Source organism: Streptomyces sp. NPDC102514 (assembly GCF_055584525.1).
Genome location: NZ_JBVJLW010000016.1, coordinates 253,255 through 277,368 on the forward strand (window position 1 = coordinate 253,255; position 24,114 = coordinate 277,368).

Here is a 24,114-nt window from a genome sequence, read left to right on the forward strand (position 1 = left end):
CTGACCCCATGGACGAGCGCGAATTCAGCAGGTCAGGACAGCACGCATCGGTCGTCGGACTCGGCACCTGGCAACTCGGTGCCGACTGGGGCGACGTGGACGACAAGGACGCCCTGGCGGTCCTCGAGGCCGCCGCGGAGTCGGGGGTGACGTTCTTCGACACGGCGGACGTGTACGGCGACGGGCGCAGCGAGGAGACCATCGCCGCGTTCCTCAGCGGGCGGCCCGACCTGCATGTGCTGGTCGCGACGAAGATGGGCCGCCGGCTCGACCAGGTCCCGGAGAACTACGTCCTCGACAACTTCCGCGCCTGGAACGACCGTTCACGCCGCAACCTCGGTGTCGACCGCATCGACCTGGTGCAGCTGCACTGCCCGCCGACCCCGGTGTACTCGTCGGACGAGGTGTTCGACGCGCTCGACACGCTGGTCGAGGAGGAGCGCGTCGCCGCGTACGGCGTGAGCGTCGAGACCGTCGACGAGGCGCTGACGGCGATCGCCCGGCCGGGCGTGGCGAGCGTGCAGATCATCCTCAACCCGTTCAGGATGAAGCCGCTGCAGCGGGTGCTGCCGGCGGCGCGGGAGGCCGGGGTCGGCATCATCGCCCGCGTGCCGCTCGCCTCCGGGCTCCTGTCCGGCAAGTACACGAAGGACACGGTCTTCGCGGCGAACGACCACCGGACGTTCAACCGGCACGGGGAGGCGTTCGACCAGGGCGAGACCTTCTCCGGTGTCGACTACGCGACCGGTGTCGAGGCGGCGGCGGAATTCTCCGCGCTCGCGCCGGAGGGGGTCACTCCGGCGCAGCTCGCGCTGGCGTGGATCGTGCAGCAGCCGGGCGTGACGTCGGTCATCCCCGGCGCGCGCACGCCTGAGCAGGCGCGGGCGAATGCGGCGGCGGGGAAGCTGGCGCCGTTGCCGGCGGAGACGCTGTCCGCGATCTCGACGCTGTACGACCACCGGATCAAGTCCCAGGTGGAAGCTCGCTGGTAGCGAGACCATGTGGGGCGGGGCCGCAGACGGGTACGTACCCAATGGGGCGCGGGCAACCCCCACCGGACCGCGCGCGTACAGCTACCGCGCCGCCCGGGGCGGGAACCCGTGTCCCCGGGCCACCCCCACCGCCACAATCGTCGGCACCAGCAACAGCCCCGCGCTCCAAGGGAACGCCCCCGCGCCGAAGTGGTTCAGGAGGGCGCCTCCCACCAGCCCGCCCCCTGCCATCGCCGCGTTCCACAGAGTGACCAGCAGGGCCTGCGCCGCATCCGCGGAGTCCCCGCCCGCGTCCGCCACCGCCGTCTGCAGCAGCGTGGGCGCGCCGCCCCACCCGAGTCCCCACAGCGCCGCCGCCGTGTAGACGAGTACGGGGCTGTCGGCCGGCACCGCCAGCAGTGCCGCGGCCGTCGCGACCAGCAGTGCGCTCGCGAGCGTCAGGGCTCGCAGCCACCGGTCGATCCGCGCCCCCACGAACCAGATGCTCACCAGGGACGCCGCACCGAACACCAGCAGCACGACATCCGTCGACCCATCCATGCCCAGCCGGTCGAGGAACGTGGCGATGTACGTGTACAGAATCGTGTGGGCCAGTACGAACGCCAGCGTGACGAACAGCACCGGTGAGACCCCGGGCACCCGCAGCGCCCCCAGCACCGGCACCCGCCGCTCCCGCCGCCGGCCCGGCAGATCCGGCACGGCCGCGCCGATCCAGCCGAGCAGGACGAGGGCGAGGACGGTCATGAGCGAGAACGTCACCCGCCAGCCGAGCGTCTCGCCGAGGAAGGTCCCCGCCGGCACTCCCAGCGACAGCGCGACGGGAATCCCGGTCATCACCACGGCGACCGCCCGTCCTTGCAGACGTGCGGGTACCAGCCCGCGCGCATACCCCGCGAGCAGCGCCCAGGCGAGCCCCGCGGCCACCCCGGCGACGAACCGCGCGACCATGGTGAGGGGATAGTTCGCGGACACGGCGGTCACGGTGTTGGCGACGGCGAAGCCCGCCATCGCCGTCAGCAGCAGGCGCTTGCGCCGCCATCCGGCGGTGGCCGCGGACAGCGGGATCGCGGTGAGCGCGGTCCCGGCCGCGTAGACGGTCACCGACTGTCCCATCGCGGACTCGCCGACCCCGAGGTCGGCGCTCATCGCGGGCAGCACCCCCGCGGGCAGTGTCTCGGTGAGACTGGTGACGAACACGGCGGTGGCCAGGGCCAGCAGAGCGGCCAGGGGCAGGCCGTCACGAGCAACTCGCGGTGGAGGAGCGGTCGGTTCGGAGTGACGGGTTCCAGTGATCCGAGTGGTCATGCCGCGTATGCTCGAACCCTCACATGAGTGTGAAGGTCAAGTGGCGAAGCGCGAGGTCGGTCGTATGCGGATCGGAGAGCTGTCGAAGCGCACGGGGACGCCCCCACGGCTGCTGCGCTACTACGAGGAGCAGGGGCTGATCACCCCCGAACGCTGCACGAACGGCTACCGCTCCTACGACGAACGCCTCGTGGACCGCGTCCAGCAGATCCGGGGCCTGCTCGACGCCGGACTGCCGACCCGCATCATCAAGCAGATCCTGCCCTGCCTCGACAAGCCCAGCGCCATCCATTTCCCCGACCCGACCCCGGAGATGCTGGCCACCCTCGAATGCGAACTCGACCGCATGACCCGCCGTATCGACTGTCTCGCCCGCAACAGGGACGCCATCGCCGCGTACCTCGCGACGGTACGCGGCGACGCCCCGCCCGCCGCCGAACAGAGCAGAGCTGAACAGAGCGGTGCCGAACCGGGCTGATCCGAGCGGCACGTCGGGTTCTAGTGAGGACCCGTCAGAGCGCCCGTTCCCGTGCGCGCCCCGCCGCCTCCCGTACCGAGCCGCGGTGCACGGGACCGTGTCCGGGCAGCAGGATGTCGCCCGGCAGTGCCTCGAACGCGTCGAGCGAGGCCAGCGCGCCGCCCCGGTCGTGATGGAACATGACGGGCAGCAGCTGCGGTCCCGCCACCCGTGAGGTGGGGTGGCCGTTGACCAGCCCGTCGCCCGATATCACCACGCCCGCCTCGGGCAGATGGAAGGCGCAGTGGCCGGCCGTGTGCCCGGGGGTGTGCACGGGCACGGGACGGCCGGGCAGATCGAGCGCCCCCTCACCGGGGAACGCGCGCGGCTCGGCGACCGGCACGTGGGCGGTGCCGCCGGACCGCAGCGCGTGCACGGCCCACGGCACCACACCGGGCCGCCAGGCGTTCTTGAGGACCTGTCCGACGGTCACCTGGTGGAGGAAGTCCCGGCGCGCGTGCGGGACTTCGGCCTCATGGGTGTAGACGGGCGTGCCGTAGGTACTGCTCAGGTACTCGGCCGACCCGAGGTGGTCGTTGTGGGCGTGCGTCACGAGAACGGCCGTGACGGCCTCGGGTGAACTGCCCACGGCGGCCAGGGACGCGAGCACCTTCTCGCGGTCACCGGGGTAGCCCGTGTCCACGAGGGTGACGGCGTCCCCCTCGGTGAGGATCACCCAGTTGGTGTTGCTGCCGTGCACGAGATGGATGCCGTCGGCGACTTGACGGATGTCTGCCTGCATGATCGTCCCGACCCTAGAGGTCCTTGTCTGACGGGGCCAGCCAAGCAGGCTCGCGGCTGTCCCGGCGCAGCGGGGCGGACGAAGCGCGCATCGACCTCAGCGCCAGCAGCAGTACGGCGATGTCGTCGAAATAGGCCGGGTCGGGCATCAGGTCCGTCGGCAGCACGACGTAGGCGATCGCTCCCCAGAAGACCCAGCGCGGGCCCGTCGGCAGCCCGGCGCGGCGCAGGTTCCGCCGCGTGCGGACCAGGCGGACGGTCAGGACGACCGCCCCCGCGAGCGCCGCCGCCAGTACGACCGCGGCGACGATGACCAGAATCCACAAGTTGGTGTCCATGAGCCCTTCCCAGGCGCGTCCGGTGCTGTGGTCCGGATGCCCAGGTTCACTCTGTCATCACAGTCGGGCCGGTCCGGCATACGGCGCGGTGCGTCCTGGGGCCGCCCGCCGCACCCCTACTCTTTGTCGTCGATCGACGACAAAGAGTGACACTCGACTGATGAATGTGGGATGTGCGCGTGAAGATCGCCTGCGTCGGCGGTGGGCCCGCCGGCTTGTACCTCTCGATCCTGCTGAAGCGCCAGGACCCGGGCCACGAGATCACCGTCCATGAACGGAACCCGGCCGGCTCGACCTACGGCTGGGGGGTGACGTACTGGGCGAGCCTGCTCGACAAGCTGGAGGCGGGTGATCCCGAGTCGGCGCGGGCCGTGCGGGAGAACTCGGTCCGCTGGAGCGACGGTGTGGCGCACGTCGGCGACCGTACGACCACGCACCACGGCGACGAGGGCTTCGGCATCGGACGCGGACGGCTGCTGGACCTCCTCGCCGAACGGGCCCGCTCCCTCGGCGTGCGCGTCGAGTTCGAGGACGAGGTCGCCGACGGAGCCGCGCTGCCCGAAGCCGACCTGGTCGTCGCCTGCGACGGCGTGCGCAGCGGGGTGCGCGAGCGCCACGCCGCCCAGTTCGGCACCGAGACCGCGTTCGGCCGGAACCGGTACATCTGGCTGGGCACCACGAAGGTCTTCGAGGCGTTCACCTTCGCCTTCGTGGAGACACCGCACGGCTGGATCTGGTGCTACGCCTACGGGTTCGGTGACGACCGCAGCACCTGTGTCGTCGAGTGCTCGCCCGAGACCTGGACGGGCCTGGGCCTCGACCGGGCCGACGAGGCCGAGGGGCTCGCCCGCCTCGAAGAACTCTTCGTCAAGCTGCTGGACGGCCACCGGCTCATCGGACGGGCGACCGCGGGCGGCAGCGCGCAGTGGCTCACCTTCCGCACCCTCACCAACCGCACCTGGTCCCACGGGAACGTCGTCCTGCTCGGCGACGCCGCCCACACCACGCACTACTCCATCGGCGCGGGCACCACCCTCGCCCTGGAGGACGCCATCGCCCTGGCCGACGCGCTCGGCGGGCGGACCGGGTCCGGGGCAGCGTCCGGGCAGACCGAACTCGCCCCGGCCCTGGCCGCGTACGAGAAGGTGCGCAAGGCCGAGCTGCTGTCCGTGCAGAGCGCGGCCCGCCACAGCGCCCAGTGGTACGAGAACCTGCCGCGGTACATCGACCTGCCTCCGGCGCAGATGTTCGCGCTCCTCGGCCAGCGGCACTCGCCGCTGCTGCCGTACGTGCCGCCGCAGCTCTACTACCGGCTCGACCGGGCGGCCGGACGGCTCGAATCCCTGCGCAGGCTCAAGCGCTGGCTGGGCCCGAAGCTGGCACGCACCCTGCACGGCAGCGGAACCAGGAGCTGACACCTCGTCAACACGGCACCCGGTTGGCGGGAATGGCGGTGTTGCCCACGGGCCGGATGATGCGCGAGCGTGCTGAGTCATGGACCGAGACCCGGGCGACGCCGCCCTCTCCCTCTCCCGCCGCCGGCTCCTCGCGGCCGCGGGCGCCGCCGGTGCCGTCACCGCCATCGGCCTCGCACCCGCCGCCGCGCAGCCGCGTACCGGGCTCTCCCTGTCCTTCACCGGGGCCACCAACGGCGCGGCGACCCTCGCGCCCGGCGGGGACCGGCTGATCGCCGAGATCCAGAACGTCCTGTGGTCGCTGCCGCGCACCGGAGGCAGGGCCGTCCCGCTCACCCCGGCGGGCCTCGAACCGAACCGGCCCGTGTACGCGCCGGACGGCGGCCTCGTCGCCTTCTGCGCCTACCGGGGCGGCGGCTTCCACCTCTGGACGATGCGGCCCGACGGATCCGACGTACGCCGGCGCACCGACGGGCCCTTCGACGACCGCGGCCCGGCCTGGTCGCCCGACGGCACCCGTATCGCCTTCGCCTCCGAGCGCGGCGGCGACCCGGTGGCCGGCAGCCCGTACCGCATCCACGTGCTGGACCTGCGCACCGGCGGCATCCGCCGGGTGACGGGGCTGCCCGGCCAGACCGGCCCCGTGCAGGACGGGGCCTGGGAGGACTTCGACCCCACCTGGTCGCCGGACGGGGAGCGCATCCTGTTCGTGCGCGCGAAGGGTGTCACCACCGCCAACGGCGTGGGACTCGACGCCCGGACCGTCGCCGCCGTCCCCGCCTCCGGCACAGGACCGGTCGTCGTGGAGCACACCGACACCACGACCGCCCAGCTCATGACTCCCGCCCTGGCACCGGACGGTCGCCGGCTGGCCTATCTGCGGACCACCGCGGCCCCCAACGGCTCCTGCACACTCGTCGTCGACGGCCGTCCCGTGCCGCTCGCCGGGGACCTCGCACCGGTACCACCCCGCTGGACGCCCGAGGGCGAGCTGCTGCTCACCGTAGACGGCGACTTCACCCTCGTACGGCCGGAGAAGCCGTCGGAGGCGGACACCGTCCCCTTCGAGGGGGTGCTGGCCGTGGACCGGCCGCGCTACGAGGTCAAGGAGTACGACCTGGGGGAGGGGCGGGCCCGGCCGGTGCGGGGAATCCATCTGCCCGCGCTCTCGCCCGACGGACGGCACATCGCCTTCGCCGCGCTCAACTCGCTCTGGCTGGCGCACAGTTCGGGCGGCGCGGCGCCGAAGCGGCTGCGCCGGGCGGCGGCCACGGAGTATCTGCTCGGGCCCTCGTGGTCGCGCGACGGACGGGCGCTGCTGTACGCGGACGACCGGGACGGTCTGCTCGGTGTGTACCGGCTGGATCCGGCCACCGGCGAGGAGAGCGCCGTCGCGACCGGCGGGCGGGTCCATCCCGCGCTCTCGCCCGACGGCACACATCTCGCCTGCCTGGACCTCACCGGCCGGCTCGTCGTCCGCGACCTCGGAAGCGGCACGGAGAAGGTGCTCGCGAACCCGCTCGGCGCCGGAGGGCTGCCCGGCCGGCCCAGCTGGTCGCCCGACGGCCGGTACGTGGCGTTCTGCGACCGCAACCGGCTCAACCTCCGCTTCCGGGAGGGCTACAACCTCGTCCGGGTCGTCGACACCACGACCGGGAAGGACCGGCTGCACGCGGTGGCACCACATGTGTCGATCGCCGACCGGTACGACTCGGGCCCCGTCTGGTCGCCGGACGGCCGCTGGATGGCGGTGATCGTCGAATCGGCGCTCTGCCTGCTGCCCGTCACACCCGACGGCACCCCGCGCGGCGCCCTGCGCACCCTCACCACCGAACCGGCCGACCACCCCTCCTGGTCCGGCGACTCGCAGACCCTGCTGTACCTCTCCGGAGCCGCACTGCGGCTGATCGGCGTCGGCGGCGGACCGGCCCGCACCGTCCGGGTGCCGCTGGACCGGCGCAGGCCCGTGCCCGCCGACACCGTGGTGCACGCCGGGCGGCTTTGGGACGGCACGGGGGAGTCGGTGCGGGAGGACGTCGACATCGTCGTCCGCGGCGGACGTGTCACCGCCGTCGAGCCGCACCGCAGACGCGCGGCGACGACCGGCATCGACGCCTCGGACAAGACCGTCGTCCCCGGACTGTGGGACACCCATACCCACCCCTGGCAAACCACCTACGGAGGCCGCCAGACGGTCGGCCAGCTCACCTACGGCATCACCACCGCCGTGTCCCTCGGCGGCTTCGCCCACGAACAGGCACGTATCCGTGAGGCGGTGACGGCCGGTCAGCTCGCCGGGCCCAGGCTGCTCACCACCGGCGAACTCCTCGACGGCTCCCGGGTCGCCTACAGCATGGGTCGCGCCCACCGTACGAGGGACGGGCTGCGGCGCTCGCTGGAGCGGGGCGCGGCGCTGGACTGGGACGTCGTCAAGACCTATGTGCGGGCGCCCGGTTGGGTGATGGAGGAGGCGGCACGGTTCGGGCACGAGCGGCTCGGTGTGCGCTCGGGCAGTCATCTGCTGTCGCCCGGCGTCCAGTTGGGCCAGGACCTGACGACCCATCTGCAGGCCACCCAGCGCTACGAGTTCGGCCACGCGACCACCTCGACCGGGCGTGCCTACCAGGATCTGCTGGAGATCTACACCGCCCGGGGCGTCGACTTCGGACTCATCGCCACCCCCTTCACCTCCGCGCCCCTCCTCGGCGCGGACCCTGGGCTGGCGGACGATCCCAGGGTGACCGCCGTGATGCCGCCCTGGGACAGCACGCTGGTCCAGCAGGGGGCGACCGTCCCGCCCACCGCGGCCCAACTCGCCACCCTGCGCACGGAGACCGACATCTACCGGCGGATCCTGGCCGCGGGCGGACTCGTCGCCCTCGGCACCGACCAGCCGCTCGTGCCGGTCGGCCTCTCCCTCCACCTCGGCCTGCGCGCCCTGCACCGGGGCGGCCTGTCCCCGGCCGAGGCCCTGCGGACGGTCACCGTGCTGCCCGCGCGGCTCTTCGGCCTCGAAGGCGACCTCGGCACGGTCCGGCCGGGCAGGCTCGCCGACCTGACCGTGGTGGACGGCGATCCCTTCACCGACTTCGACACCCTCGTCCGTACCGTCGCCGTGCTCCGGGGCGGGGTCCCGTACACGACCGACGACCTCGTGGCCGCGTACGAGCCCGTGTCCGCGCCCGCCAACCGTCGTGCGGCGCAAGAGGTGGACTGGCTGGAGGCGGGACGGCTGATGCGACGTGAGGGGTGCTGCGACACGGGCTTCTGAGGCCGGCCCCGCCGGCTCAGGACCGCGATCCGGTGTGAATGTCCGTCATCGGTCCGACTGTCCTGCTCTGTGTCGAACGGCAGGCCAAGCTATTCGAACGAGTTGTGATGCCCGCGCTCGGCGCCGGCTCCGGCGCACGCCCCCGCGGTCGCGTGCGACCTCGCGGCAACATCCGGACACATGGCGTTTGAGTGGTCGGACAACGCGTAGCCGTGGCGCGGCGGTTGGGGCTGGATCGTCCGTAAAACGCACCAAGCGTCACGCGCCTTGACAGTACTGATCGTGCGCCGGCGCAACTAATGTGACCAAAGAACGCCACAGTGACCCCACGGCGGGATACGCTGCCCCGCGCACCCCACGTTCGAGTCCGCGCACGTGGGGGGCCGGTCATCCCGGCCTGCTCGTGTGCGGGTTCAGCAGAGCCCCAACGCGAGAGACATACCGTCCGGTCTGACGTTCCACCCCTCACCGCAACCCGGTGAACCAGTCCACCCCCGGAAGGCTCCACGCAGCCGGGCACCGATCAAACTTGGCGTCCCCCGTCGGTCCGTACGTGCAGTGCGGTCCGTCAGGCAGGGCGTCCCGAACCCCGTCAGGGCAGCCTCGGCTCGAACTCGGCACCGAAAGAACGCACCACGGACTCCGCCAGGAACCGTGCGCCGCGGACGGCTCCAACAGGACCTGAAGGTCCGGCCGGGATCGGACGCCCTCAGGTGCACAGCCGGCCGCCGAGATCCGCCGACTGCCTTTCATCCAGTGAGGAACAATGAGCATGCGCGCCCGCACCACCGTAGCTGCGGCCCTTTCGACGGTCCTGTCCCTCTCTCTCGCCGGCTGTGGCGAGGGATCCGACAGCGGGAGCGACGGAAAGGCCGCGTCCGTGGGTATCGCCATGCCCACGAAGACGTCCCAGCGGTGGATCAACGACGGCCAGAACATGGTCGACGAGCTCAAGGGGTTCGGCTACACCACCACCCTCAAGTACGCCGACAACGACCCGAAGAACCAGGTCGCACAGGTCGAGGCCATGATCGACAGCGGCGTCGACGCGCTGGTCATAGCCTCGGTCGACGGCAAGGTGTTCACCGACGTCCTGGAGAAGGCGAACTCGGCCAACGTGCCGGTGATCTCCTACGACCGGCTGATCCTCGGCAGCCCGAACGTCGACTACTACGCGACCTTCGACAACGTGAAGGTCGGCACCCTGCAGGCCGACTACATCTCGGAGGGCCTCGGGCTCGTCAACGGCAGCGGCAAGGGCCCGTTCACCGTCGAGCTCTTCGCGGGTTCCCCCGACGACAACAACACCAAGTACTTCTACGAGGCCGCCATGGAGGTCCTGGAGCCGTACATCCAGAGCGGCGACCTGATCGTCAGATCCGGGGAGACCGAGCTCAAGGAAGTCACCACCCTGCGCTGGGACGGCCCCACGGCGGAGAAGCGCATGAACAAGCTGCTCGACGCGGAGTACTCCGACCAGAGCATCGACGCCGTCCTCTCCCCGTACGACGGCATGTCGCTCGGCATCATCAAGGCGCTGAAGGCGCACGGCTACGGCACCGCCGCCAAGCCGCTGCCCCTCGTCACGGGCCAGGACGCCGAGGTGCCCTCGATCAAGTCGATCATGGACAGCGAGCAGTCGCAGACCGTCTACAAGGACACCCGCGAGCTGGCGCTGGTCACCGCGTACATGGTCAACTCCATGGTCCATGGGACGAAGCCGGCGCTCAACGACACCAGGACGTACAACAACGGCAAGAAGGTCGTGCCGGCGTACCTCCTGGAGCCGGTGAGCGTGGACAAGGCCAACTACAAGCAGGTGCTCGTCGACTCGGGCTACATCAAGGAGAAGGACCTGAAGTAGGTCCCGCAAGCGGGGCACGCACGGGTGCGGGGCAGGGAGATCCGTCTCCCTGCCCCGCACCCGTGCATAGGGCCGCCGGCCGGTGTCAGTTGACGTAGACCGTCGGGCTGCCGCTCTGCGTGGTGTCGGTGACCGGGGCGTACTTGGCCGTGAAGAAGCCGTTGCTGAAGCACAGCGACGAGCCCGAGAATTTCGTGAACTGCTGGTTCGTGAACGAGATGCTGTTGTCGGCGTTGTTGGCCGTGCCCGACAGGCTGGGCGCCCGGTAGACACAGGTGATGCTGCCGAGCAGCGTACGCAGCACGGCGGTTGTCTGGATGGACGAACCGGCGGCCGGGGTGATGGTGAGGGAGCCGCCGGAGGTCACGGCGGTGGTGTACGGCAGGTTGTCGACCTTGATGCTGGTGACACCGAGGACGCCGATCACGTTGCTGGAGCAACTCGCGCTGTCGAAGGTGTGGCTGGTGACCGACTCGGTGGCCGTGCCGGGCGCGGCCGGGTTGTCGACCACCGTGGCGACGAAGGCCGACGACGAGCAGGAGATGCCGCTCGTACCGGTGGCGCTGGAGTAGAGCGTGGCGTTCGTGCCGGTGGCCAGCGACGCGCTGAGCACGTCGCCGGCGGCGACGGCCGTTCCGCCGGCGCCGCCGGTGGTCAGGACCGAGCCGTCGGCCGCGGAGGCCGGGCCGGCCGCCGAGAGGGCGAGGGCCGTGACGGCGGCGGCCAGGGCGAGGGAAGTCCGAGTACGCATGCGGGTGCCTCGTTTTCGGGAGTGGGGTGGGAGAGGTGGCCGCCGCCGGCCCGTCGCGCCTTCTCCGAACGCGACGGGTCGACGGCGGCTGCCGGGAGGCCGGCCGGAGGCGTCGAAGGACGGCCTCCGGCACCGACCGGCGGTCAGGGCGGCCGGACGCGGCCCAGGGGGGAAGTGGCCGTGCCGGTGCCATGGCGGGGTGAACGCGGAGCGCGCAGCTGGTCGGTCCGCGAAAGGCGCTCGGGCGGCCGAGTGGCGGTCCGGAGCGCCGTGCAACGGGATGCGGTGCCGTGCGAACGGGATGAAGCCCGGGAACGGCGTACGCCGTCGATCGGATCCGGCGCCACGGATCCATGCGCAGCCAGGGAGAGTTGTAGACCTGAACGATGTTCAACGTCAAGACGCAGTAAGGAAGTTGACGTTCAATCAGCGGCCCTCCATCGCTTCGCCACATCTCCGACTTCCTTTTTGCACAAGGTGCTTGACCCTCCCTGCTTACCGCGGGTAACTTCCGTCGCGGCTACTGCTGCGTAACGTGAAAGCCCTTGCACCCGCCGGGAGTTGTGGGGAGACGTGCGCCGCATCCGCTGTCCGCGCCAGGACAACGTGCCGACCGAAGCCCTACCTAGCGTTGACCATGCCCCTGGGAGCAGAAATATGGCCTCGTTCTCGGACGCCAGCTCGTCCGCCGGTTCCACCCCCGAGCCCTCCGAAGTGCCGGAAAGCGGTTCCACGGCAGAGATGCCCGCAAGCCCCGCAAGACGTGGGCGGGTCCGTCCGCGCCGCGCCGCGGTGATGGCGGTTCCCGCCACCGTGATCGCCGCGGGTCTCATGATCCTCACCGCCCAGGGCGCCCTGGGTGTGCAGTTCGCGATCTCCGGCATGCCGTTCACGGTCACCGCGACCAACCTCGACGGTGAGGGCTTCGCCCAGTTCGGCGGCCTCGACCAGATGGCCGAGGGCAGCCCGAACGAGGGCGACACCGGCGGCCAGGTCCTCGTGGTGGTCTCCGCGATCAAGAAGGCGACCCTGGAGAAGCTCTGCCAGAGCGTCGACCTCGGCGGCACCAACCTGCTCATCAGGGCCGGGGAGGGGTCGCAGAAGGTCTCCGCGACCAACCTCACCACCGACTCCACCGAACTGTCGGGCAACGCGTCCTTCGACAACATCGAGATCGGCAACGACGCCAGCACGCTCGACAAGTCCCACACGCGCGGCCCGAAGGGCGTCTTCAGCCAGCAGGCCGACACCGTCCACATCGGCAACCTGCGGCAGACCAACTACGCCACCACGGCGGCGGTGTTCAAGCTTCCCGGTCTGAAGCTGAGCTTCAGCGACAAGGGCTGCTGATGGCCGCCTTCCGGCGCTGGCGGGCGGACCGCCCGTTCCTGGGCGGGCTGCTGCTCACCCTGGGCGGGGCGGAGATCCTCCTCACGCAGAAGGCGTCGCTGAAGGTCGTCATGCACATCGGCATGCAGGGCCTGGCCGGCTATCTCCTGCCGGTCCTGATGGTGATCTGCGGACTGCTGATCCTCTTCAACCCCGCGCAGCGGCTCTTCTACTCGATCCTCGGCGTCCTGTTCTCCCTGGGCTCCTGGATCACCTCGAACCTGGGCGGATTCCTCATCGGTCTCCTCCTCGGTGTCGTCGGCAGCTGTCTCGCCTTCGGCTGGCTGCCGGACCAGGAGCCGCGCCGTCCCCGCACGTGGTTCCGCCGCGATCGGGGGCCGGTGAAGCCGGCGCAGCCGATGGAGTCGGTGGGCCGTCCGTGACGCGTCGGGGGCGCCCGCCGAGGCGGCGCCCCCACGGTCCCGGCGCTCTCCTGCTCACTGCACGCCGTGCGGCCGGAACTGGATGCTGACGCGGGGGCCCGCCGCCCGCGCGCTCTTGGGGACGGCGTGCTCCCAGGTGCGCTGGCAGGAGCCGCCCATCACGATCAGGTCGCCGTGCCCGAGCGGACGCCGCAGAGTGCCGCCGCCGCGCCGGGGCCGCAGGAGCAGATCACGCGGGGCTCCCACGGAGACGATCGCGACCATCGTGTCCCGGAGCGCGCCGCGCCCCGTCCGGTCCCCGTGCCAGGCCACGCTGTCCCGGCCGTCCCGGTAGTAGCAGAGCCCGGCCGTGGTGAACGGTTCCCCCAGCTCGTCCGCGTAGTGGCCGGACAGGGCGTCCCGCGCCTCGTCCAGCACGGGATGCGGCAGTGGATGCTCCGCACGGTAGAACGCCAGCAGCCGCGGTACGTCCACCACCTGCTCGTACATCTGTCGCCGTTCCGCCCGCCAGGGGACCTCCTCGGCGAGCCGGGCGAAGAGCGGGTCCGCCCCGTGGAGCCAGCCGGGCAGCAGGTCGATCCACGCCCCGTCGCCGAGCACGGTCCGGCGCAGCCCGGTGAGCGGGCCGAGGCGGATGGCGTCGCTCTGGTCGAACAGTGATCCCTGAAGGTGCGTGGACATGCCTCCAGGCTACCCCGTGATTCGAATGTGTGTGCTAATCGCGTGGTGAGGGGCTGATCAGGCCCCGGGGGACGTGCCTCGCTCAGTGATCGGCGTCAGGACGCGCGGCCGGTGCATGGCGGCGGTGGCTGGTGTCGCACCAGGGGAAGACACGGCTGCGCCGGCAGGTGCACAGGGCGACGCAGAAGCGGTCGGAGGTCACGGTCGTGCCGTCCTCCAGGACGATCTCGACCGGCCCCTCGACGAGCATGGGGCCCTCGCGGCGGGCGACGATCCGGCGCGGGCGTTCGGCGGGGCTCTCCGGCACGGCCGTTCACCGCCTCTCTCTCGGCTCTCTCGCTTCTCCGGACGAGCTGCTGCGGGCGCTCGGAAGGGGCCGTCCCGCGCTGGTCACAGGGCGGTGCGCAACGAGGACCGGTCGGACCGCCAGGCCGCCAGCAGGCGGTCGCCGAGCCGGTCCTCGACCCAGCCGGTGGCCTCGACACCGAAGGCGATGTCGGCGTCCAGATGGGGTTCCTCCTCCAGCAGTCCTGCGACGACCTCACGGCGTACGACCTGTTCGTGCACCGCGTCCGCCTCGACGTGCTCGGCGTAGAAGTGCTCGGCGGCCGGGCCCGCCCCGGTGCGCCGCATCGCGCTCGCGAGCCGCCTGGAGCCGGGGGAGGAGGTGGTCTCCACCGCGGCGAAGTGACCCACCAGCGCGCCCCGCAGCTCGCGGTGCAGACCGAAGAGGGACATCAGGTTGACGACGGCCAGCGCCTCGGCGCCGCTCGCGTCCAGATAGCGCCCGTACGACGGGTCCAGGCCGAGGTCGGTCATGAGGTCGGCGAAGAGCTGGGCGTGCACGTGCTCGGCCCGCCCGGCTCCCCACTCGTCGAACTCGACCGCAGCCATGCCCGCCTTGGCACGCCCCCACAGGCGCGGCAGGACCCAGGCGTGCGGATCGGCTTCCTTGAGGTGGTAGACCGAGCGCTGGGCGGCGTACTCGCGCAGGTGCCACAACTCGCCCTCGTCCCGCAGGAAATGGGAGACACCCTCACCGTCGACGGGTTCCACGAGCAGTTCGTCCAGCGCCTCGTCCGCGCGGGTGTGCCGGGTCGCCCCGGCGCGCAGGGCCGCCAGGAACGGCTTCTCCAGCGCCGCGCGGACCCGCAGCAGCTCGGGGTCCCACTCGCGGGCGCCGTCGACCCCTGCGAAGCCCCGGTAGTGCAGCTCGTAACAGAGGTAGAGCGCCAGCTGGAGGTCGTCGCCCAGCGGCTCGGCGCCGGCGAGAACGGCATCGCCGGGCAGCGGTCCCGTGCCGCGCAGATATCCGATGAGCGCCGCGGAGATCGCTCCCCGGCTCGGCGGGAGGTCCGGTTCCGCGTACGGGCGCTCGGCTGCTGGTTCCATGCGTACTGGGTACCCGTGATCGGGCACCCCTCACCTGCGCGGACTCACCCCGGGCCCGCTCGGGACCCGACCCGGCCGCGCTCCGGGCTTCACGTCAGGAGGGCGGCGGTCACCGGATCAGTCGCGCCCGGTGTCGATGACACAGAAACGGTTCCCGTCGGGGTCCGCGAGGACGACGAAGTCCGGGTCCTCGGGATACGAGTCCCAGTCGACCCGCTGAGCGCCGAGGGACACCAGCCGCTCGACCTCGGCGGCCTGGTCGGCGGCGTCGCCGGCGTACAGGTCGAGGTGGACGCGGGGATGCTCCTGCACCGGTGTGTCGCTCAGGCCGAGGGCCACCTGGGGGCCGGTGCCGTCGACGGGGACCAGCACCACCCAGGAGTCCTCGGCCTCTTCGCGCGGCTCGTAGCCGAGCGCCTGCGTCCAGAACGCGGCAGCGCGCCGGACGTCCGACACACCCAGTACAACGGACCCGATCTTCAGCATGCGCCGAGTGAAGCAGATGTCCGGGGGATCCGGGGGGTCCGGGGGATTTGGGTGGCTCTTTCGCCGTCCGGCGCGCTGGCCTGCGTACGTGACTGCTTACATGCCTGCGCACGTACGTGCATGCGTGCTGTACGCGGGTGTGAAGGCAGGGGCGGCGACGGGTCAGGTGCGCCCGGGGCCTCCGCTGCCGAAGCCTCCGCTGTCGTTGTCGCTCCAGGTGGGGCGTTCCTGGTCGGCCGCGCGGTGCGAGGAGTCGCCGCCCAACTGGTGCGGGGTCAGGCGGTCCTGGCCCTTGCCGAACTCGTCGGGCTCACGCCGCTCGGTCACCGGCCCGACGGGCCCGGAGTCGGGAAGCCGGGGCTGCTCCTCGGGGCGGGGCGGCGCGGGCTGGCGGGAGCGCTGTCGACGGCCCCACACCACGGCCCAGATCAGGCCGCCGACGAGGATGACGCCGATCAGGAACGGCACGATCCCGCCCACGGCGGCGCCGGAAGCGGCCAGGGGTGTCGCGTTGAAGTCCATTTCTCCCGAGTACCCTGCCCCACCAGCCGAAACAGGGGTTTCCCGTGGCGGCCCCACTTCTCGTCCCGGACCGGCACGAGAAGCGGCTCCCGGGCGGTCGGTTCCCAGGAGCCGACTCGATGGGGCTCTCCCTCACCATCTGTACCAGCGTGACCTGCCTCCCGTGCCCGTCGTGCCGCGCATCAGGAAGCCGAGCAACCAGATGACGAGCACCGCGATCGCGACCCACCAGAGCACTTTCACGGCGAATCCGACCCCGAAAAGAATCAGGACCAGCAGCAGGACCAAGAGAATCGGAACCATGGCCTCCACCTCCTGGGAGCTGAGTTCCCCGAAAGCATGTCCACTACCGCGCCGAACCGGGTCGATACGGGGTATTGCGGCGTTAATTCGCCCAACCGGCGAGAATCATAAAGTCATGTTATGAAATGAATAGTTTGGAGATGTCTGTTTCGGGGGAAATTATGTGTAGTGCTTCGGACTGGAGGCACGTCCGCGGGAGCTGGTGAACCAGACCTCGGTTGTGTCCCGGCCGGGCACGTTCGTGCGCCCTCCCACGGTGACTGTTTCCGTGAGCACCCTCTGAGGGAGATGCACGCAGCATGCCAATCACCGTCAGGACGAAGCAGCATCCCCATGACGACGCCCCCGACACGGCCGCGGCCTTCGAACGGCTCGCCGCCCTCTCCGAAGGGGCCGACCGACAGGCCCTGCGCGACGATCTGGTGCGGGACTGGCTGCCCATGGCGAACAGGATCGCCATGCGGTACCGGGGGAGAGGTGAGTCCACCGAGGATCTCGCCCAGGTGGCGGCGCTCGGCCTCGTCAAGGCCGTCGACCGCTACGACCCCGCGCGCGGCAACGCCTTCGAGAGCTACGCCATCCCGACCATCACCGGTGAGATCAAGCGCCACTTCCGCGACCACATGTGGGTTCTGCACGTCCCGCGGCGCGTCCAGGATCTGCGCAACCGGGTCCGCGCCGCCGCGAAGGACCTGTCGCAGACCATCCCGGGCCGCAGGCCGACCATCGCCGAGATCGCCGCGCACGCGCAGATGACCGAGGACGACGTACGGGCCGGATTCGAAGCCCTCGACAGCTTCACCGCCCTGTCCCTCGACGCCGAACTGCCCGGCAGCGACGACGGTTACGCGCTCGGGGACGCCCTCGGTGAGTCCGACACCGGTTTCGACCTGGTCGTCGACCGCGAGGCGGTGAAGCCCTGTATCGCGGCGCTCCCCGAGCGCGAGCGGACCATCCTCTATCTGCGCTTCTTCAGGGGCATGACCCAGGGGCGCATCGCGGAGCATCTGGGCATCTCGCAGATGCATGTCTCCCGGCTGCTCAGCGGCTGCTGCGCCAAGGTGCGCGACGAGGCGCTCGCCGATCACGAGCACGACGACGAGGACGGGGGCGACCACGGGTATGGGCATGGGCACGGCCGGACGGATGCGTCCCACGGACCCAGCCGCCCGTCCCGGGGTGGTGCTCCCGAGCCGGGCGGCTGCGCGGCGAGCTCACTGCCGAACCCTCCCGGGAGCGGTTTGCCAGCGGCCTGCCACTCATCGAAGTAACCAACTGGGCCTGAAGCAAACGCCCTTGTCACGGCGGTGGGTCATATCCCGGCCGCAGGGCGGGTCCGTACCGGTCGAGCGTCTCCTCCAGGGCGGCCAGCACATCGGGCGGGAGATCGCCCCGCTGACCCCACACGATGATGAGCTCGGCGACGTTCCGCAGCTTGAGGTTGGTGTGCTGCGACACCTCCCGCAGCACACACCATCCCTGATCGGGTGTCACCCGGCCGAGAGCCACCATCATGCCGATCGCCTGGTCCACGACGGCGTGCGAGGTCACGGCCTCCTTGAGCTGGCCGATCTCCTCCTCCAGCTCGACGATCCGGGGTGTGTCCTCGTCGGACGGCGCGGGGCCCTGCCGGCCGCCGCCGGGCTCGTCGGTGCCCGAACCGGCGTCTGGCGTCATTCGTCCCCTCCGGGGTCGCGGCACATCACGGTCGTAGTCCATCGTCCCCACTCCGCCGGGCGCGTGCCAGTGCGCCGACCGGTCACGATGAGCGGCCGTCACCCTGTGTCATGAATCCTCACGGATTGCGAAGGTCGGCTGCCGGGCGCAGGGTGAAGACGGCAGTCCAACCCCCGTACGAAGGCGGAACACCATGAGCAAGGCGAAGAGCAAGGCCAAGCAGATGAAGGGCAAGATGAAGGAGGCCGCCGGCAAGGCCATGGACGACAAGTCCATGGAGGGCGAGGGCCGGGGCGAGCAGATGACGGGCAAGGCCGAGGAGCTCAAGGACCGGGCCGCCGGCCACATGAAGAAGTCCGGACGCTAGGGCCTGTCTGTGAGGCAGGCGCCAGAGTGTCTGCCCATCGCGCGTACGCCCCCGGACGATCGCCCGTTCCCACCGCGACCGCCGGGGGCGTTCCCGCGTCCGCACGGCGGCACGCTGTCGGCCGTCACCTGCTGCCACCTGCCGCCACCTGCGGGGCTTCCGTGGCGGAAGAGGTGTGGAGGAGTGATCCATGGGCACTCGGCTGCTGAAAAGACGTGCCCGACCAGGCGTTCAGCGGCCGTGTGCACTTACCTCCCGCACCCGACAGGGCGCCCGGACGGAGGACTTCCCTCATGGCTTTTCTCGTCGACCCGACGCGCCCGCCCGGCCCCCTGATGGCACCTCCGGGCGTGTACGCGCCGCAGGCCGACACCTTCCTGTTGGCCCGGGCGCTCTACCGTGAGGGCCCCGCCCCCGGCATGGACGTCCTCGATCTCGGGACCGGCACCGGAACCCTGGCGATCTGCGCCGCGCGCAAGGGCGCCCGCGTCACGGCGGTCGACATCGCCTGGCGGGCCGTGCTCACCGCCCGGCTCAACGCCGTGCGGTCCCGGCAGCGCCTCACGGTCCACCGCGGCGACCTCCTGGAACCCGTACGGGGACGGTCCTTCGACCTGATCATCAGCAATCCGCCGTACGTTCCCACACCGCCGTCGGAGCCGTCGGCCGGCCGGGGCCGCGAGCGCGCCTGGAACGCCGGGCTCGACGGGCGCGCGATCCTGGACCGCATCTGTGCCGATGTGCCGCGCGTCCTGCGGCCCGCCGGTGTGCTGCTCATCGCCCAGTCGGGGCTCAGCGGCACCGACGAGACCCTGGACCGGCTGGCCGCATCGGGACTGCGGGCCACGATCGGCGAGCGGGCGTACGTCCCGTTCGGGCCCGTGCTCCGCTCACGTCTGCCGTGGCTCAGGGAGTCCGGCCGGATCGCGGCCCGCGAGGAGAACGAGGAACTGGTGATCATCAGGGCCGAGCGGACGTGCTGACCGCCGTGACGTGCTGACCGCGGTGACCGCAGTGCCCTGGTGACTGCCGCGACCTGGTGACTGCTGACCGCCGGGGGCGCTTCAAGGAGCGGGCCGCTCGCGGACGACGTCCCGGGCCGGCTTGTCGTGGCGCAGTCCGACGAAGCGCGGATGCCGGAGCATGCCGTCCCGCGTCCACTCCGCGAACGCGATCTGCGCGACCAGTACCGGCTCGGCCCAGTGGGCACCCGCCTCACGCACCCGGTCGGTGAACGGCGAGGCGGGCAGGGCGAGTTCGTCGAGGGCGCCGCGCAGTGCGAGGAGCGTACGGTGGTCGAACCCCGTACCGACCTTGCCCGCGTACCGCAGGTCCGCGCCCTCGAAGTGGCCCAGCAGCAGGGCGCCGAACCCGGCGCGGCTGCCGCCCGGTTCGGTGAACCCGCCGATGACGAACTCCTGCTCCAGGGAACACTTCAGCTTGAGCCAGTCCGGTGAACGGCGATGCTGGTAAGGGCTGTTGGCGCGCTTGGCGATGAGCCCCTCCCAGCCCCGGGCGCAGGCGTCGGCCAAAAGCTCGGCGCCTCCCTCGTTGCGGTGTGTCGTCAGGCGCAGCGGCGCGCGGTAGGTCAGGGCGCGGCGGAGGAGTGACTTGCGTGCGCGCAGCGGCAGTCGTGTCGTGTCCGCGCCCTCCAGTCCGAGCAGATCGAAGAGGCAGTACGTGACGGCGACCGTGCTCGCCTCGACGTCCCGGCGGCGGGTGAGTCCCATGCGCTGCTGGAGACGGCCGAAGTCGGTGCGGCCGTGCGTGAACGCGACGATCTCCCCGTCCACGGTGAAGTCCGTGCGGGACTGGGCGGCGAGCGCGTCCACGATCTCCGGGTAGGTCTCGTCGAGGCGGTTGCCGGCGCGCGAGAGCAGATGGACGCGTTCCCCCTCGCGCACCGCCAGTACGCGGACGCCGTCGAGTTTCCGCTCGAAGACCCAGTCGCCGGGGAAGTCGCGCCGGTCGCTGAGCGTGGCGAGCATCGGCCGTGAGGCCGACTCGATGCCCGGGGCCGCGTCACGGAGCAGCCGCGCCTGGTCCTCGGGCAGGGAGCCCAGAAGGTCGGTCATCGCCGCTCACTCCTTCGTCCGGCCCCTTCCCCTGACCTCTACGCATCGTCGCGCAGGCCACGGGACCCCGCGACCGGGCGGTCGTCCGTGTGCCCGGGTGAGGGTGGACGCGCCGATCATCGGCAACCCCTTCCTGTCCGGGCGGATCTCAGCATGATGTGAGGAGAACCGTGCCCCGCCCTGGCACGCGGGGAGGGCCCGGCCTCATGGGGGAGGATCCGTGGACAGGACAGGGACCACCGGCCGCATACCCGACGGCGACGCCCGCACGACGAACGCGGCGGAACCTGCGCGACGCGCGGAACGCGCGGACCTGACGAACCCCGCCGATCTCGCGGAGCCAGCCGATCCAGTGGTGCTCGCCGATCCAGCCGGTCTCGCGGAACTCAGGAGCCAGGAGTTCGGCTATCTCGACGCTGACGGCCACACCTACCTCGACCACACGGGAGCCGGCCTCGCACCTGTCTCACTCGTCCGGGGGAGCGCCGCACGGATCACCGGAGGTGTCTTCGGGAACCCGCACTCCGAGAGCCCGGCCTCCCGCGCCTCGGGGCTCCTGCTGGCCCGGGCACGCCGGGCGGTGCTCCGCCACTTCCGTGCCGACCCGGCCGAGTACGCCGTGATCTTCACCCCGAACGCGACGGGCGCCCTGCGCCTGGTCGGCGAGGCCTACCCGTTCAGCCGCCGCAGCAGACTGGTCATGCCGCTGGACAACCACAACTCGGTCAACGGCCTCCGGGAGTACGCCCGTTCACGCGGCGCGCGCACGACGTACGTACCCGTGGGCGGCCCCGGTCTCCGCGTGGACGAACAGCGGCTGCGGGCCGCTCTGCCCGAGCGCGGACGCGGACGCGGTGTCCGCCGAGGCCCCGCACGACCCGGCGAGCGCAGACAGGGCCTGCTCGCCTATCCGGCGCAGAGCAACTTCACCGGCGTCCAGCATCCGCTCGCCTGGATCGAGACGGCCCAGGCGCGCGGTTACGACGTGCTGCTCGACGCGGCCGCCTTCGTTCCCGCCAACTCCCTGGATCTGAGCCGGTACCACCCCGACTTCACCGTCGTCAGCTGGTACAAGGTCTTCGGCCACCCCACCGGCGTCGGCAGTCTGATCGCCCGCAGGGACGCGCTCGCCCGGCTGCGCCGGCCCTGGTTCTCCGGCGGCACGATCTACGCGGTCAGTGCCCAGGCGCAGTGGCACGTCCTCGCCGACGACGAGGCGGCCTTCGAGGACGGCACGGTCAACTTCCTCTCCGTTCCCGACGTGACGGCCGGACTGGAGTGGATCGACGCCGTCGGCATGGCACGGGTGCACGCGCACGTGACCGCGCTGACCGTCCAACTCCTGGCGGGGCTAGAGGAGTTGCGGCACAGCGACGGCTCCCCGCTGGTCAGGGTGTACGGTCCGCGCGACCTCGTGGCCCGCGGCGGGACCGTCGCGCTCAACCTCCTGGACGCCGACGGCCGGGTCGTCGACGAACGGGTCGTCACCCGCGACAGCGCCTCGCGGGGCATCTCGCTGCGCACGGGCTGCTTCTGCAATCCGGGCGCGGGCGAGGCGGCCTTCGCCCTGCCCCTGCGGCTGCTGCGCTCGGCCGCCCGCCGCCGACTCACCTCCCTGGAGGACTACTTGGAGCTGCTGCACCTTCCGTCGGCGGGGGCGGTCCGGGTCTCGCTCGGCCTGTCGTCACAGCCCAGGGACATCGACACGTTCCTGAGGTTCGTACGGGAGACCTACCGGGACCGGGTGCCGGGCGCGACCGGCCTGGAGGCGAGGGCCGGCTGCTGACAGACGGGCGGCAGAAAGCGGATGGCGGACAGGCGGACAGCGGACGGGGGCCGGAGGCGGGTCGCGGCGCGCCTCAGCCTCCCGCCCGGTCGCGCACCACACCGCCCCGGCACTTGCGCACCAGGACGGCCCAGGTCGCGGCCAGGAACACCAGCGTGAACCCCGTCAGGATCAGCCAGCCGTGACGGGCGGGCCCGGCGAACGAGTCGCCGTACGCATCGAGGAGCGGCGGGCCCAGCCGGGAGGCCCCGTCGCGCCACAGTGCTTCCAGGCCGACGCCCGCGCCGAGTGCCTCGAACGCCCAGCGGTTCGTCATCGCCCAGCTGATCGCCTCCCCGGCCGCCGTCATCCGGGGAACCGGCACGAAGGCCCCGGAGAAGAGCACCTGCGGGAAGCACAGCAGCGGCAGCATCAGCGTCGCCTGCCCCGGATCGGTCACCGCGGCCGAGGCGAGCAGGCCCAGCGCGAGCGCGGCGGCGGAGGCCAGCACGCTCGACACGAACAGGGAGAGGTAGGTGTCCCAGCCCGCCGCGGGCAGCCGGTCCAGGACGCGCAGTACGGCGAGCAGCAGGGCGTCCGCGACGGCGAGCACCGGCAGCATGATGGTGAGCTTCGAGGCGACGTACGGGCCGATCCGCAGGCCCGCCAGCCATTCGCGGCGCAGCACGGGAAGTTCCGTGCAGATCTGCAGCAGCCCATACGTCAGGCCGAAGAAGAAGGCGCCGAACGCGATCCAGAACATGATCATCGCGGTCGACCCCGGGTCCGGGTCCGCCGGGTCGAACGCCCCCGCCCGGAACAGCACCGCGAACATCGCCACGATCATCACGGGCGAGCCCGCCAGCACGGCTACCGAGAGCCGGCTGTGCAGCAGCAGGGCGGTGCCGCGCCGCGTGAGCAGGGACCACTGCCGTACGGCACCGACGCGCCGCCGTGGGACGGGCCGCGCAGCCGGGCCGGTCAGGGGCACGACCGGCTCGCCCGGCACCGGTTCGACCCGCACACCGCCGGGGACAGCGCCGTCGGAGACCGTGCCGTCGGAGACAGCGCCGTCGGGCAGGGCTCCGGCGGTCACGCCACCGGCGGCCACGGCACCGACGCGTACGGAACCTTCGGCCACCACGCCGTACACGTCCTCCACCGTGTCCACCCCGAACGCCCCGCACAGGTCGCCCGGTTCACCCGCGTACGCGACCTGCCCGCCGGGGGAGAGGAACACGACGTGGTCGCCGCGGAGCAGATCGGCGAGGACATGGGTGGTCAGTACGACGGTGGTGCCGCCCTCGGCCAGCGAACGCAGGGTCCGCAGCAGGGCGGCGCCGGTCACCGGATCGAGCCCGGAGGTCGGTTCGTCGAGGAAGAGCGCCCGCGGGCCGGTGAGCAACTCGGCGGCGACAGCGGCCCGTTTGCGCTCCCCGCCGCTCAGCGCGCGCACCGGCGTGCCCGCCCGGTCGGAGAGACCCAGGGAGACCAGGACCCGGTCCACGGCCGCGGTGACCGCCGCGGCGGAGGTTCCCACGGGCATGCGCAGACCGGCCGCGTACACCAGGGTCCGGTGCAGTGGCAGGTCCCGGTGCAGGACGTCCTCCTGCGGGACGAACCCGAACTCCGGTCCTGGCGCGCCCGGTCGTGCGCCGTCGTGCAGTACTGCTCCTTCGTCGGCGGCGCGCAGTCCCGCCAGTGACTCCAGCAGGACCGTCTTGCCCGCCCCGCTGCTGCCCGCGATCACGGCGATCTGCCCGGGGGCGATGTCGACCGACACGTCGTGCAGTACGCGCCCCGCTCCGCGCACCCGCTGGGTGAGCCGACGAGCCTGAACGCGGAGTCCTGTCGGTGTCGTCGGCATGGGGGCAGCATGT

General features: G+C 71.5%; 23 protein-coding genes and 1 pseudogene. 11 read left to right on the forward strand and 13 right to left on the reverse strand.

Going from position 1 to position 24,114, the window contains the following annotated elements:
* Positions 1-8 precede the first annotated feature (8 nt).
* Complete coding sequence (locus tag ACZ60E_RS34795; RefSeq protein WP_385836861.1) at positions 9-992, forward strand: aldo/keto reductase; 984 nt, start codon at positions 9-11, stop codon at positions 990-992.
* An 81-nt stretch (positions 993-1,073) separates the two neighbouring features.
* Here the strand turns inward: ACZ60E_RS34795 and ACZ60E_RS34800 are convergent, their stop codons facing one another.
* On the reverse strand, positions 1,074-2,297 hold the full coding sequence (locus tag ACZ60E_RS34800) for an MFS transporter (protein WP_469445678.1): 1,224 nt from the start codon (positions 2,295-2,297) through the stop codon (positions 1,074-1,076).
* Positions 2,298-2,361: 64 nt separating this feature from the next.
* On the opposite strand from ACZ60E_RS34800, the gene ACZ60E_RS34805 reads away from it, so the two are divergent.
* Positions 2,362-2,775 (forward strand): MerR family transcriptional regulator, encoded by a 414-nt coding sequence (locus ACZ60E_RS34805; RefSeq protein WP_453791727.1) that lies wholly within the window; start codon positions 2,362-2,364, stop codon positions 2,773-2,775.
* Positions 2,776-2,809: 34 nt separating this feature from the next.
* Here ACZ60E_RS34805 and ACZ60E_RS34810 read toward each other — a convergent pair whose 3' ends face one another.
* Together ACZ60E_RS34810 and ACZ60E_RS34815 are read right to left on the reverse strand one after the other, a co-directional pair.
* Positions 2,810-3,556, reverse strand: coding sequence for an MBL fold metallo-hydrolase (locus tag ACZ60E_RS34810; RefSeq protein WP_384813766.1), 747 nt, complete (start codon positions 3,554-3,556; stop codon positions 2,810-2,812).
* A gap of 13 nt (positions 3,557-3,569) precedes the next feature.
* Positions 3,570-3,893: a YkvA family protein gene (locus tag ACZ60E_RS34815; RefSeq protein ID WP_469445680.1), complete on the reverse strand. Its 324-nt coding sequence runs from the start codon at positions 3,891-3,893 to the stop codon at positions 3,570-3,572.
* A 179-nt stretch (positions 3,894-4,072) separates the two neighbouring features.
* Between ACZ60E_RS34815 and ACZ60E_RS34820 the strand changes: the two genes are divergently transcribed.
* The 3 genes from ACZ60E_RS34820 (at position 4,073) to chvE (ending at position 10,443) form a co-directional block, all read left to right on the forward strand.
* Entirely contained in the window at positions 4,073-5,308 is a 1,236-nt protein-coding gene (locus ACZ60E_RS34820; protein ID WP_469445789.1) for an FAD-dependent monooxygenase, read from the forward strand.
* A gap of 79 nt (positions 5,309-5,387) precedes the next feature.
* The gene (locus ACZ60E_RS34825) at positions 5,388-8,579 is read left to right on the forward strand and encodes an amidohydrolase family protein (protein WP_469445682.1); all 3,192 of its coding nucleotides are present in this window, start codon (positions 5,388-5,390) and stop codon (positions 8,577-8,579) included.
* Positions 8,580-9,345: 766 nt separating this feature from the next.
* Positions 9,346-10,443, forward strand: a complete 1,098-nt coding sequence (gene chvE / locus ACZ60E_RS34830) for a multiple monosaccharide ABC transporter substrate-binding protein (RefSeq protein WP_469445686.1) — start codon at positions 9,346-9,348, stop codon at positions 10,441-10,443.
* Positions 10,444-10,528: 85 nt separating this feature from the next.
* Here chvE and ACZ60E_RS34835 read toward each other — a convergent pair whose 3' ends face one another.
* The gene (locus tag ACZ60E_RS34835) at positions 10,529-11,194 is read right to left on the reverse strand and encodes a Tat pathway signal sequence domain protein (RefSeq protein ID WP_469445688.1); all 666 of its coding nucleotides are present in this window, start codon (positions 11,192-11,194) and stop codon (positions 10,529-10,531) included.
* A 657-nt stretch (positions 11,195-11,851) separates the two neighbouring features.
* Here ACZ60E_RS34835 and ACZ60E_RS34840 point away from each other — a divergent pair.
* Together ACZ60E_RS34840 and ACZ60E_RS34845 are read left to right on the forward strand one after the other, a co-directional pair.
* Entirely contained in the window at positions 11,852-12,544 is a 693-nt protein-coding gene (locus ACZ60E_RS34840) for a DUF6230 family protein (protein WP_469445690.1), read from the forward strand.
* Positions 12,544-12,966, forward strand: coding sequence for a DUF6114 domain-containing protein (locus ACZ60E_RS34845; protein ID WP_469445692.1), 423 nt, complete (start codon positions 12,544-12,546; stop codon positions 12,964-12,966). The genes ACZ60E_RS34840 and ACZ60E_RS34845 overlap by 1 nt, the downstream gene beginning before the upstream one ends.
* A 54-nt stretch (positions 12,967-13,020) precedes the next feature.
* On the opposite strand, the gene ACZ60E_RS34850 is transcribed toward ACZ60E_RS34845, so the two are convergent.
* The 6 genes from ACZ60E_RS34850 to ACZ60E_RS34875 all read right to left on the reverse strand — a co-directional run bounded on the left by ACZ60E_RS34850 (position 13,021) and on the right by ACZ60E_RS34875 (position 16,350).
* Positions 13,021-13,647 carry an alpha-ketoglutarate-dependent dioxygenase AlkB gene (locus ACZ60E_RS34850; RefSeq protein WP_469445694.1) on the reverse strand — a complete coding sequence of 209 codons (627 nt, stop codon included), beginning with the start codon at positions 13,645-13,647 and terminating at the stop codon, positions 13,021-13,023.
* An 82-nt stretch (positions 13,648-13,729) separates the two neighbouring features.
* Positions 13,730-13,954 (reverse strand): CDGSH iron-sulfur domain-containing protein, encoded by a 225-nt coding sequence (locus ACZ60E_RS34855; RefSeq protein ID WP_384814381.1) that lies wholly within the window; start codon positions 13,952-13,954, stop codon positions 13,730-13,732.
* Between the two features lie 83 nt (positions 13,955-14,037).
* Positions 14,038-15,039, reverse strand: a complete 1,002-nt coding sequence (locus ACZ60E_RS34860) for an iron-containing redox enzyme family protein (protein WP_469445698.1) — start codon at positions 15,037-15,039, stop codon at positions 14,038-14,040.
* Between the two features lie 117 nt (positions 15,040-15,156).
* Positions 15,157-15,525 carry a VOC family protein gene (locus ACZ60E_RS34865; protein WP_384814377.1) on the reverse strand — a complete coding sequence of 123 codons (369 nt, stop codon included), beginning with the start codon at positions 15,523-15,525 and terminating at the stop codon, positions 15,157-15,159.
* A 162-nt stretch (positions 15,526-15,687) separates the two neighbouring features.
* On the reverse strand, positions 15,688-16,047 hold the full coding sequence (locus tag ACZ60E_RS34870) for a DUF6479 family protein (RefSeq protein ID WP_384814375.1): 360 nt from the start codon (positions 16,045-16,047) through the stop codon (positions 15,688-15,690).
* Between the two features lie 132 nt (positions 16,048-16,179).
* Entirely contained in the window at positions 16,180-16,350 is a 171-nt protein-coding gene (locus tag ACZ60E_RS34875) for a hydrophobic protein (protein WP_384814374.1), read from the reverse strand.
* A gap of 299 nt (positions 16,351-16,649) precedes the next feature.
* Between ACZ60E_RS34875 and ACZ60E_RS34880 the strand changes: the two are divergent.
* A pseudogene (locus tag ACZ60E_RS34880) lies at positions 16,650-17,435 on the forward strand (RNA polymerase sigma factor SigF); the annotation flags it as partial.
* Positions 17,436-17,649: 214 nt separating this feature from the next.
* Here ACZ60E_RS34880 and ACZ60E_RS34885 read toward each other — a convergent pair.
* Positions 17,650-18,027, reverse strand: coding sequence for an ANTAR domain-containing protein (locus ACZ60E_RS34885; protein ID WP_453791736.1), 378 nt, complete (start codon positions 18,025-18,027; stop codon positions 17,650-17,652).
* 193 nt (positions 18,028-18,220) lie between these two features.
* On the opposite strand from ACZ60E_RS34885, the gene ACZ60E_RS34890 reads away from it, so the two are divergent.
* On the forward strand, positions 18,221-18,394 hold the full coding sequence (locus ACZ60E_RS34890) for a CsbD family protein (RefSeq protein ID WP_384814368.1): 174 nt from the start codon (positions 18,221-18,223) through the stop codon (positions 18,392-18,394).
* 293 nt (positions 18,395-18,687) lie between these two features.
* Complete coding sequence (locus ACZ60E_RS34895) at positions 18,688-19,377, forward strand: HemK2/MTQ2 family protein methyltransferase (RefSeq protein WP_469445708.1); 690 nt, start codon at positions 18,688-18,690, stop codon at positions 19,375-19,377.
* Positions 19,378-19,458: 81 nt separating this feature from the next.
* Here ACZ60E_RS34895 and ligD read toward each other — a convergent pair whose 3' ends face one another.
* The gene (ligD, locus tag ACZ60E_RS34900) at positions 19,459-20,469 is read right to left on the reverse strand and encodes a non-homologous end-joining DNA ligase (protein WP_469445712.1); all 1,011 of its coding nucleotides are present in this window, start codon (positions 20,467-20,469) and stop codon (positions 19,459-19,461) included.
* 352 nt (positions 20,470-20,821) lie between these two features.
* Between ligD and ACZ60E_RS34905 the strand changes: the two genes are divergently transcribed.
* The gene (locus ACZ60E_RS34905; RefSeq protein ID WP_469445790.1) at positions 20,822-22,255 is read left to right on the forward strand and encodes an aminotransferase class V-fold PLP-dependent enzyme; all 1,434 of its coding nucleotides are present in this window, start codon (positions 20,822-20,824) and stop codon (positions 22,253-22,255) included.
* Between the two features lie 73 nt (positions 22,256-22,328).
* Here the strand turns inward: ACZ60E_RS34905 and ACZ60E_RS34910 are convergent, their stop codons facing one another.
* Complete coding sequence (locus ACZ60E_RS34910) at positions 22,329-24,101, reverse strand: ATP-binding cassette domain-containing protein (RefSeq protein ID WP_469445715.1); 1,773 nt, start codon at positions 24,099-24,101, stop codon at positions 22,329-22,331.
* Positions 24,102-24,114: the final 13 nt, after the last annotated feature.

Bases quoted from the DNA above. Each gene is read 5' to 3' on its own strand.
- ligD (WP_469445712.1), bottom strand. From the start codon at position 20,469: ATGACCGACCTTCTGGGCTCCCTGCCCGAGGACCAGGCGCGGCTGCTC.
- ACZ60E_RS34815 (WP_469445680.1), bottom strand. From the start codon at position 3,893: ATGGACACCAACTTGTGGATTCTGGTCATCGTCGCCGCGGTCGTACTG.
- chvE (WP_469445686.1), top strand. From the start codon at position 9,346: ATGAGCATGCGCGCCCGCACCACCGTAGCTGCGGCCCTTTCGACGGTC.
- ACZ60E_RS34845 (WP_469445692.1), top strand. From the start codon at position 12,544: ATGGCCGCCTTCCGGCGCTGGCGGGCGGACCGCCCGTTCCTGGGCGGG.
- ACZ60E_RS34840 (WP_469445690.1), top strand. From the start codon at position 11,852: ATGGCCTCGTTCTCGGACGCCAGCTCGTCCGCCGGTTCCACCCCCGAG.
- ACZ60E_RS34865 (WP_384814377.1), bottom strand. From the start codon at position 15,525: ATGCTGAAGATCGGGTCCGTTGTACTGGGTGTGTCGGACGTCCGGCGC.
- ACZ60E_RS34850 (WP_469445694.1), bottom strand. From the start codon at position 13,647: ATGTCCACGCACCTTCAGGGATCACTGTTCGACCAGAGCGACGCCATC.
- ACZ60E_RS34835 (WP_469445688.1), bottom strand. From the start codon at position 11,194: ATGCGTACTCGGACTTCCCTCGCCCTGGCCGCCGCCGTCACGGCCCTC.
- ACZ60E_RS34810 (WP_384813766.1), bottom strand. From the start codon at position 3,556: ATGCAGGCAGACATCCGTCAAGTCGCCGACGGCATCCATCTCGTGCAC.
- ACZ60E_RS34795 (WP_385836861.1), top strand. From the start codon at position 9: ATGGACGAGCGCGAATTCAGCAGGTCAGGACAGCACGCATCGGTCGTC.
- ACZ60E_RS34870 (WP_384814375.1), bottom strand. From the start codon at position 16,047: ATGGACTTCAACGCGACACCCCTGGCCGCTTCCGGCGCCGCCGTGGGC.
- ACZ60E_RS34825 (WP_469445682.1), top strand. From the start codon at position 5,388: ATGGACCGAGACCCGGGCGACGCCGCCCTCTCCCTCTCCCGCCGCCGG.
- ACZ60E_RS34910 (WP_469445715.1), bottom strand. From the start codon at position 24,101: ATGCCGACGACACCGACAGGACTCCGCGTTCAGGCTCGTCGGCTCACC.
- ACZ60E_RS34895 (WP_469445708.1), top strand. From the start codon at position 18,688: ATGGCTTTTCTCGTCGACCCGACGCGCCCGCCCGGCCCCCTGATGGCA.
- ACZ60E_RS34860 (WP_469445698.1), bottom strand. From the start codon at position 15,039: ATGGAACCAGCAGCCGAGCGCCCGTACGCGGAACCGGACCTCCCGCCG.
- ACZ60E_RS34805 (WP_453791727.1), top strand. From the start codon at position 2,362: ATGCGGATCGGAGAGCTGTCGAAGCGCACGGGGACGCCCCCACGGCTG.
- ACZ60E_RS34890 (WP_384814368.1), top strand. From the start codon at position 18,221: ATGAGCAAGGCGAAGAGCAAGGCCAAGCAGATGAAGGGCAAGATGAAG.
- ACZ60E_RS34885 (WP_453791736.1), bottom strand. From the start codon at position 18,027: ATGACGCCAGACGCCGGTTCGGGCACCGACGAGCCCGGCGGCGGCCGG.
- ACZ60E_RS34875 (WP_384814374.1), bottom strand. From the start codon at position 16,350: ATGGTTCCGATTCTCTTGGTCCTGCTGCTGGTCCTGATTCTTTTCGGG.
- ACZ60E_RS34800 (WP_469445678.1), bottom strand. From the start codon at position 2,297: ATGACCACTCGGATCACTGGAACCCGTCACTCCGAACCGACCGCTCCT.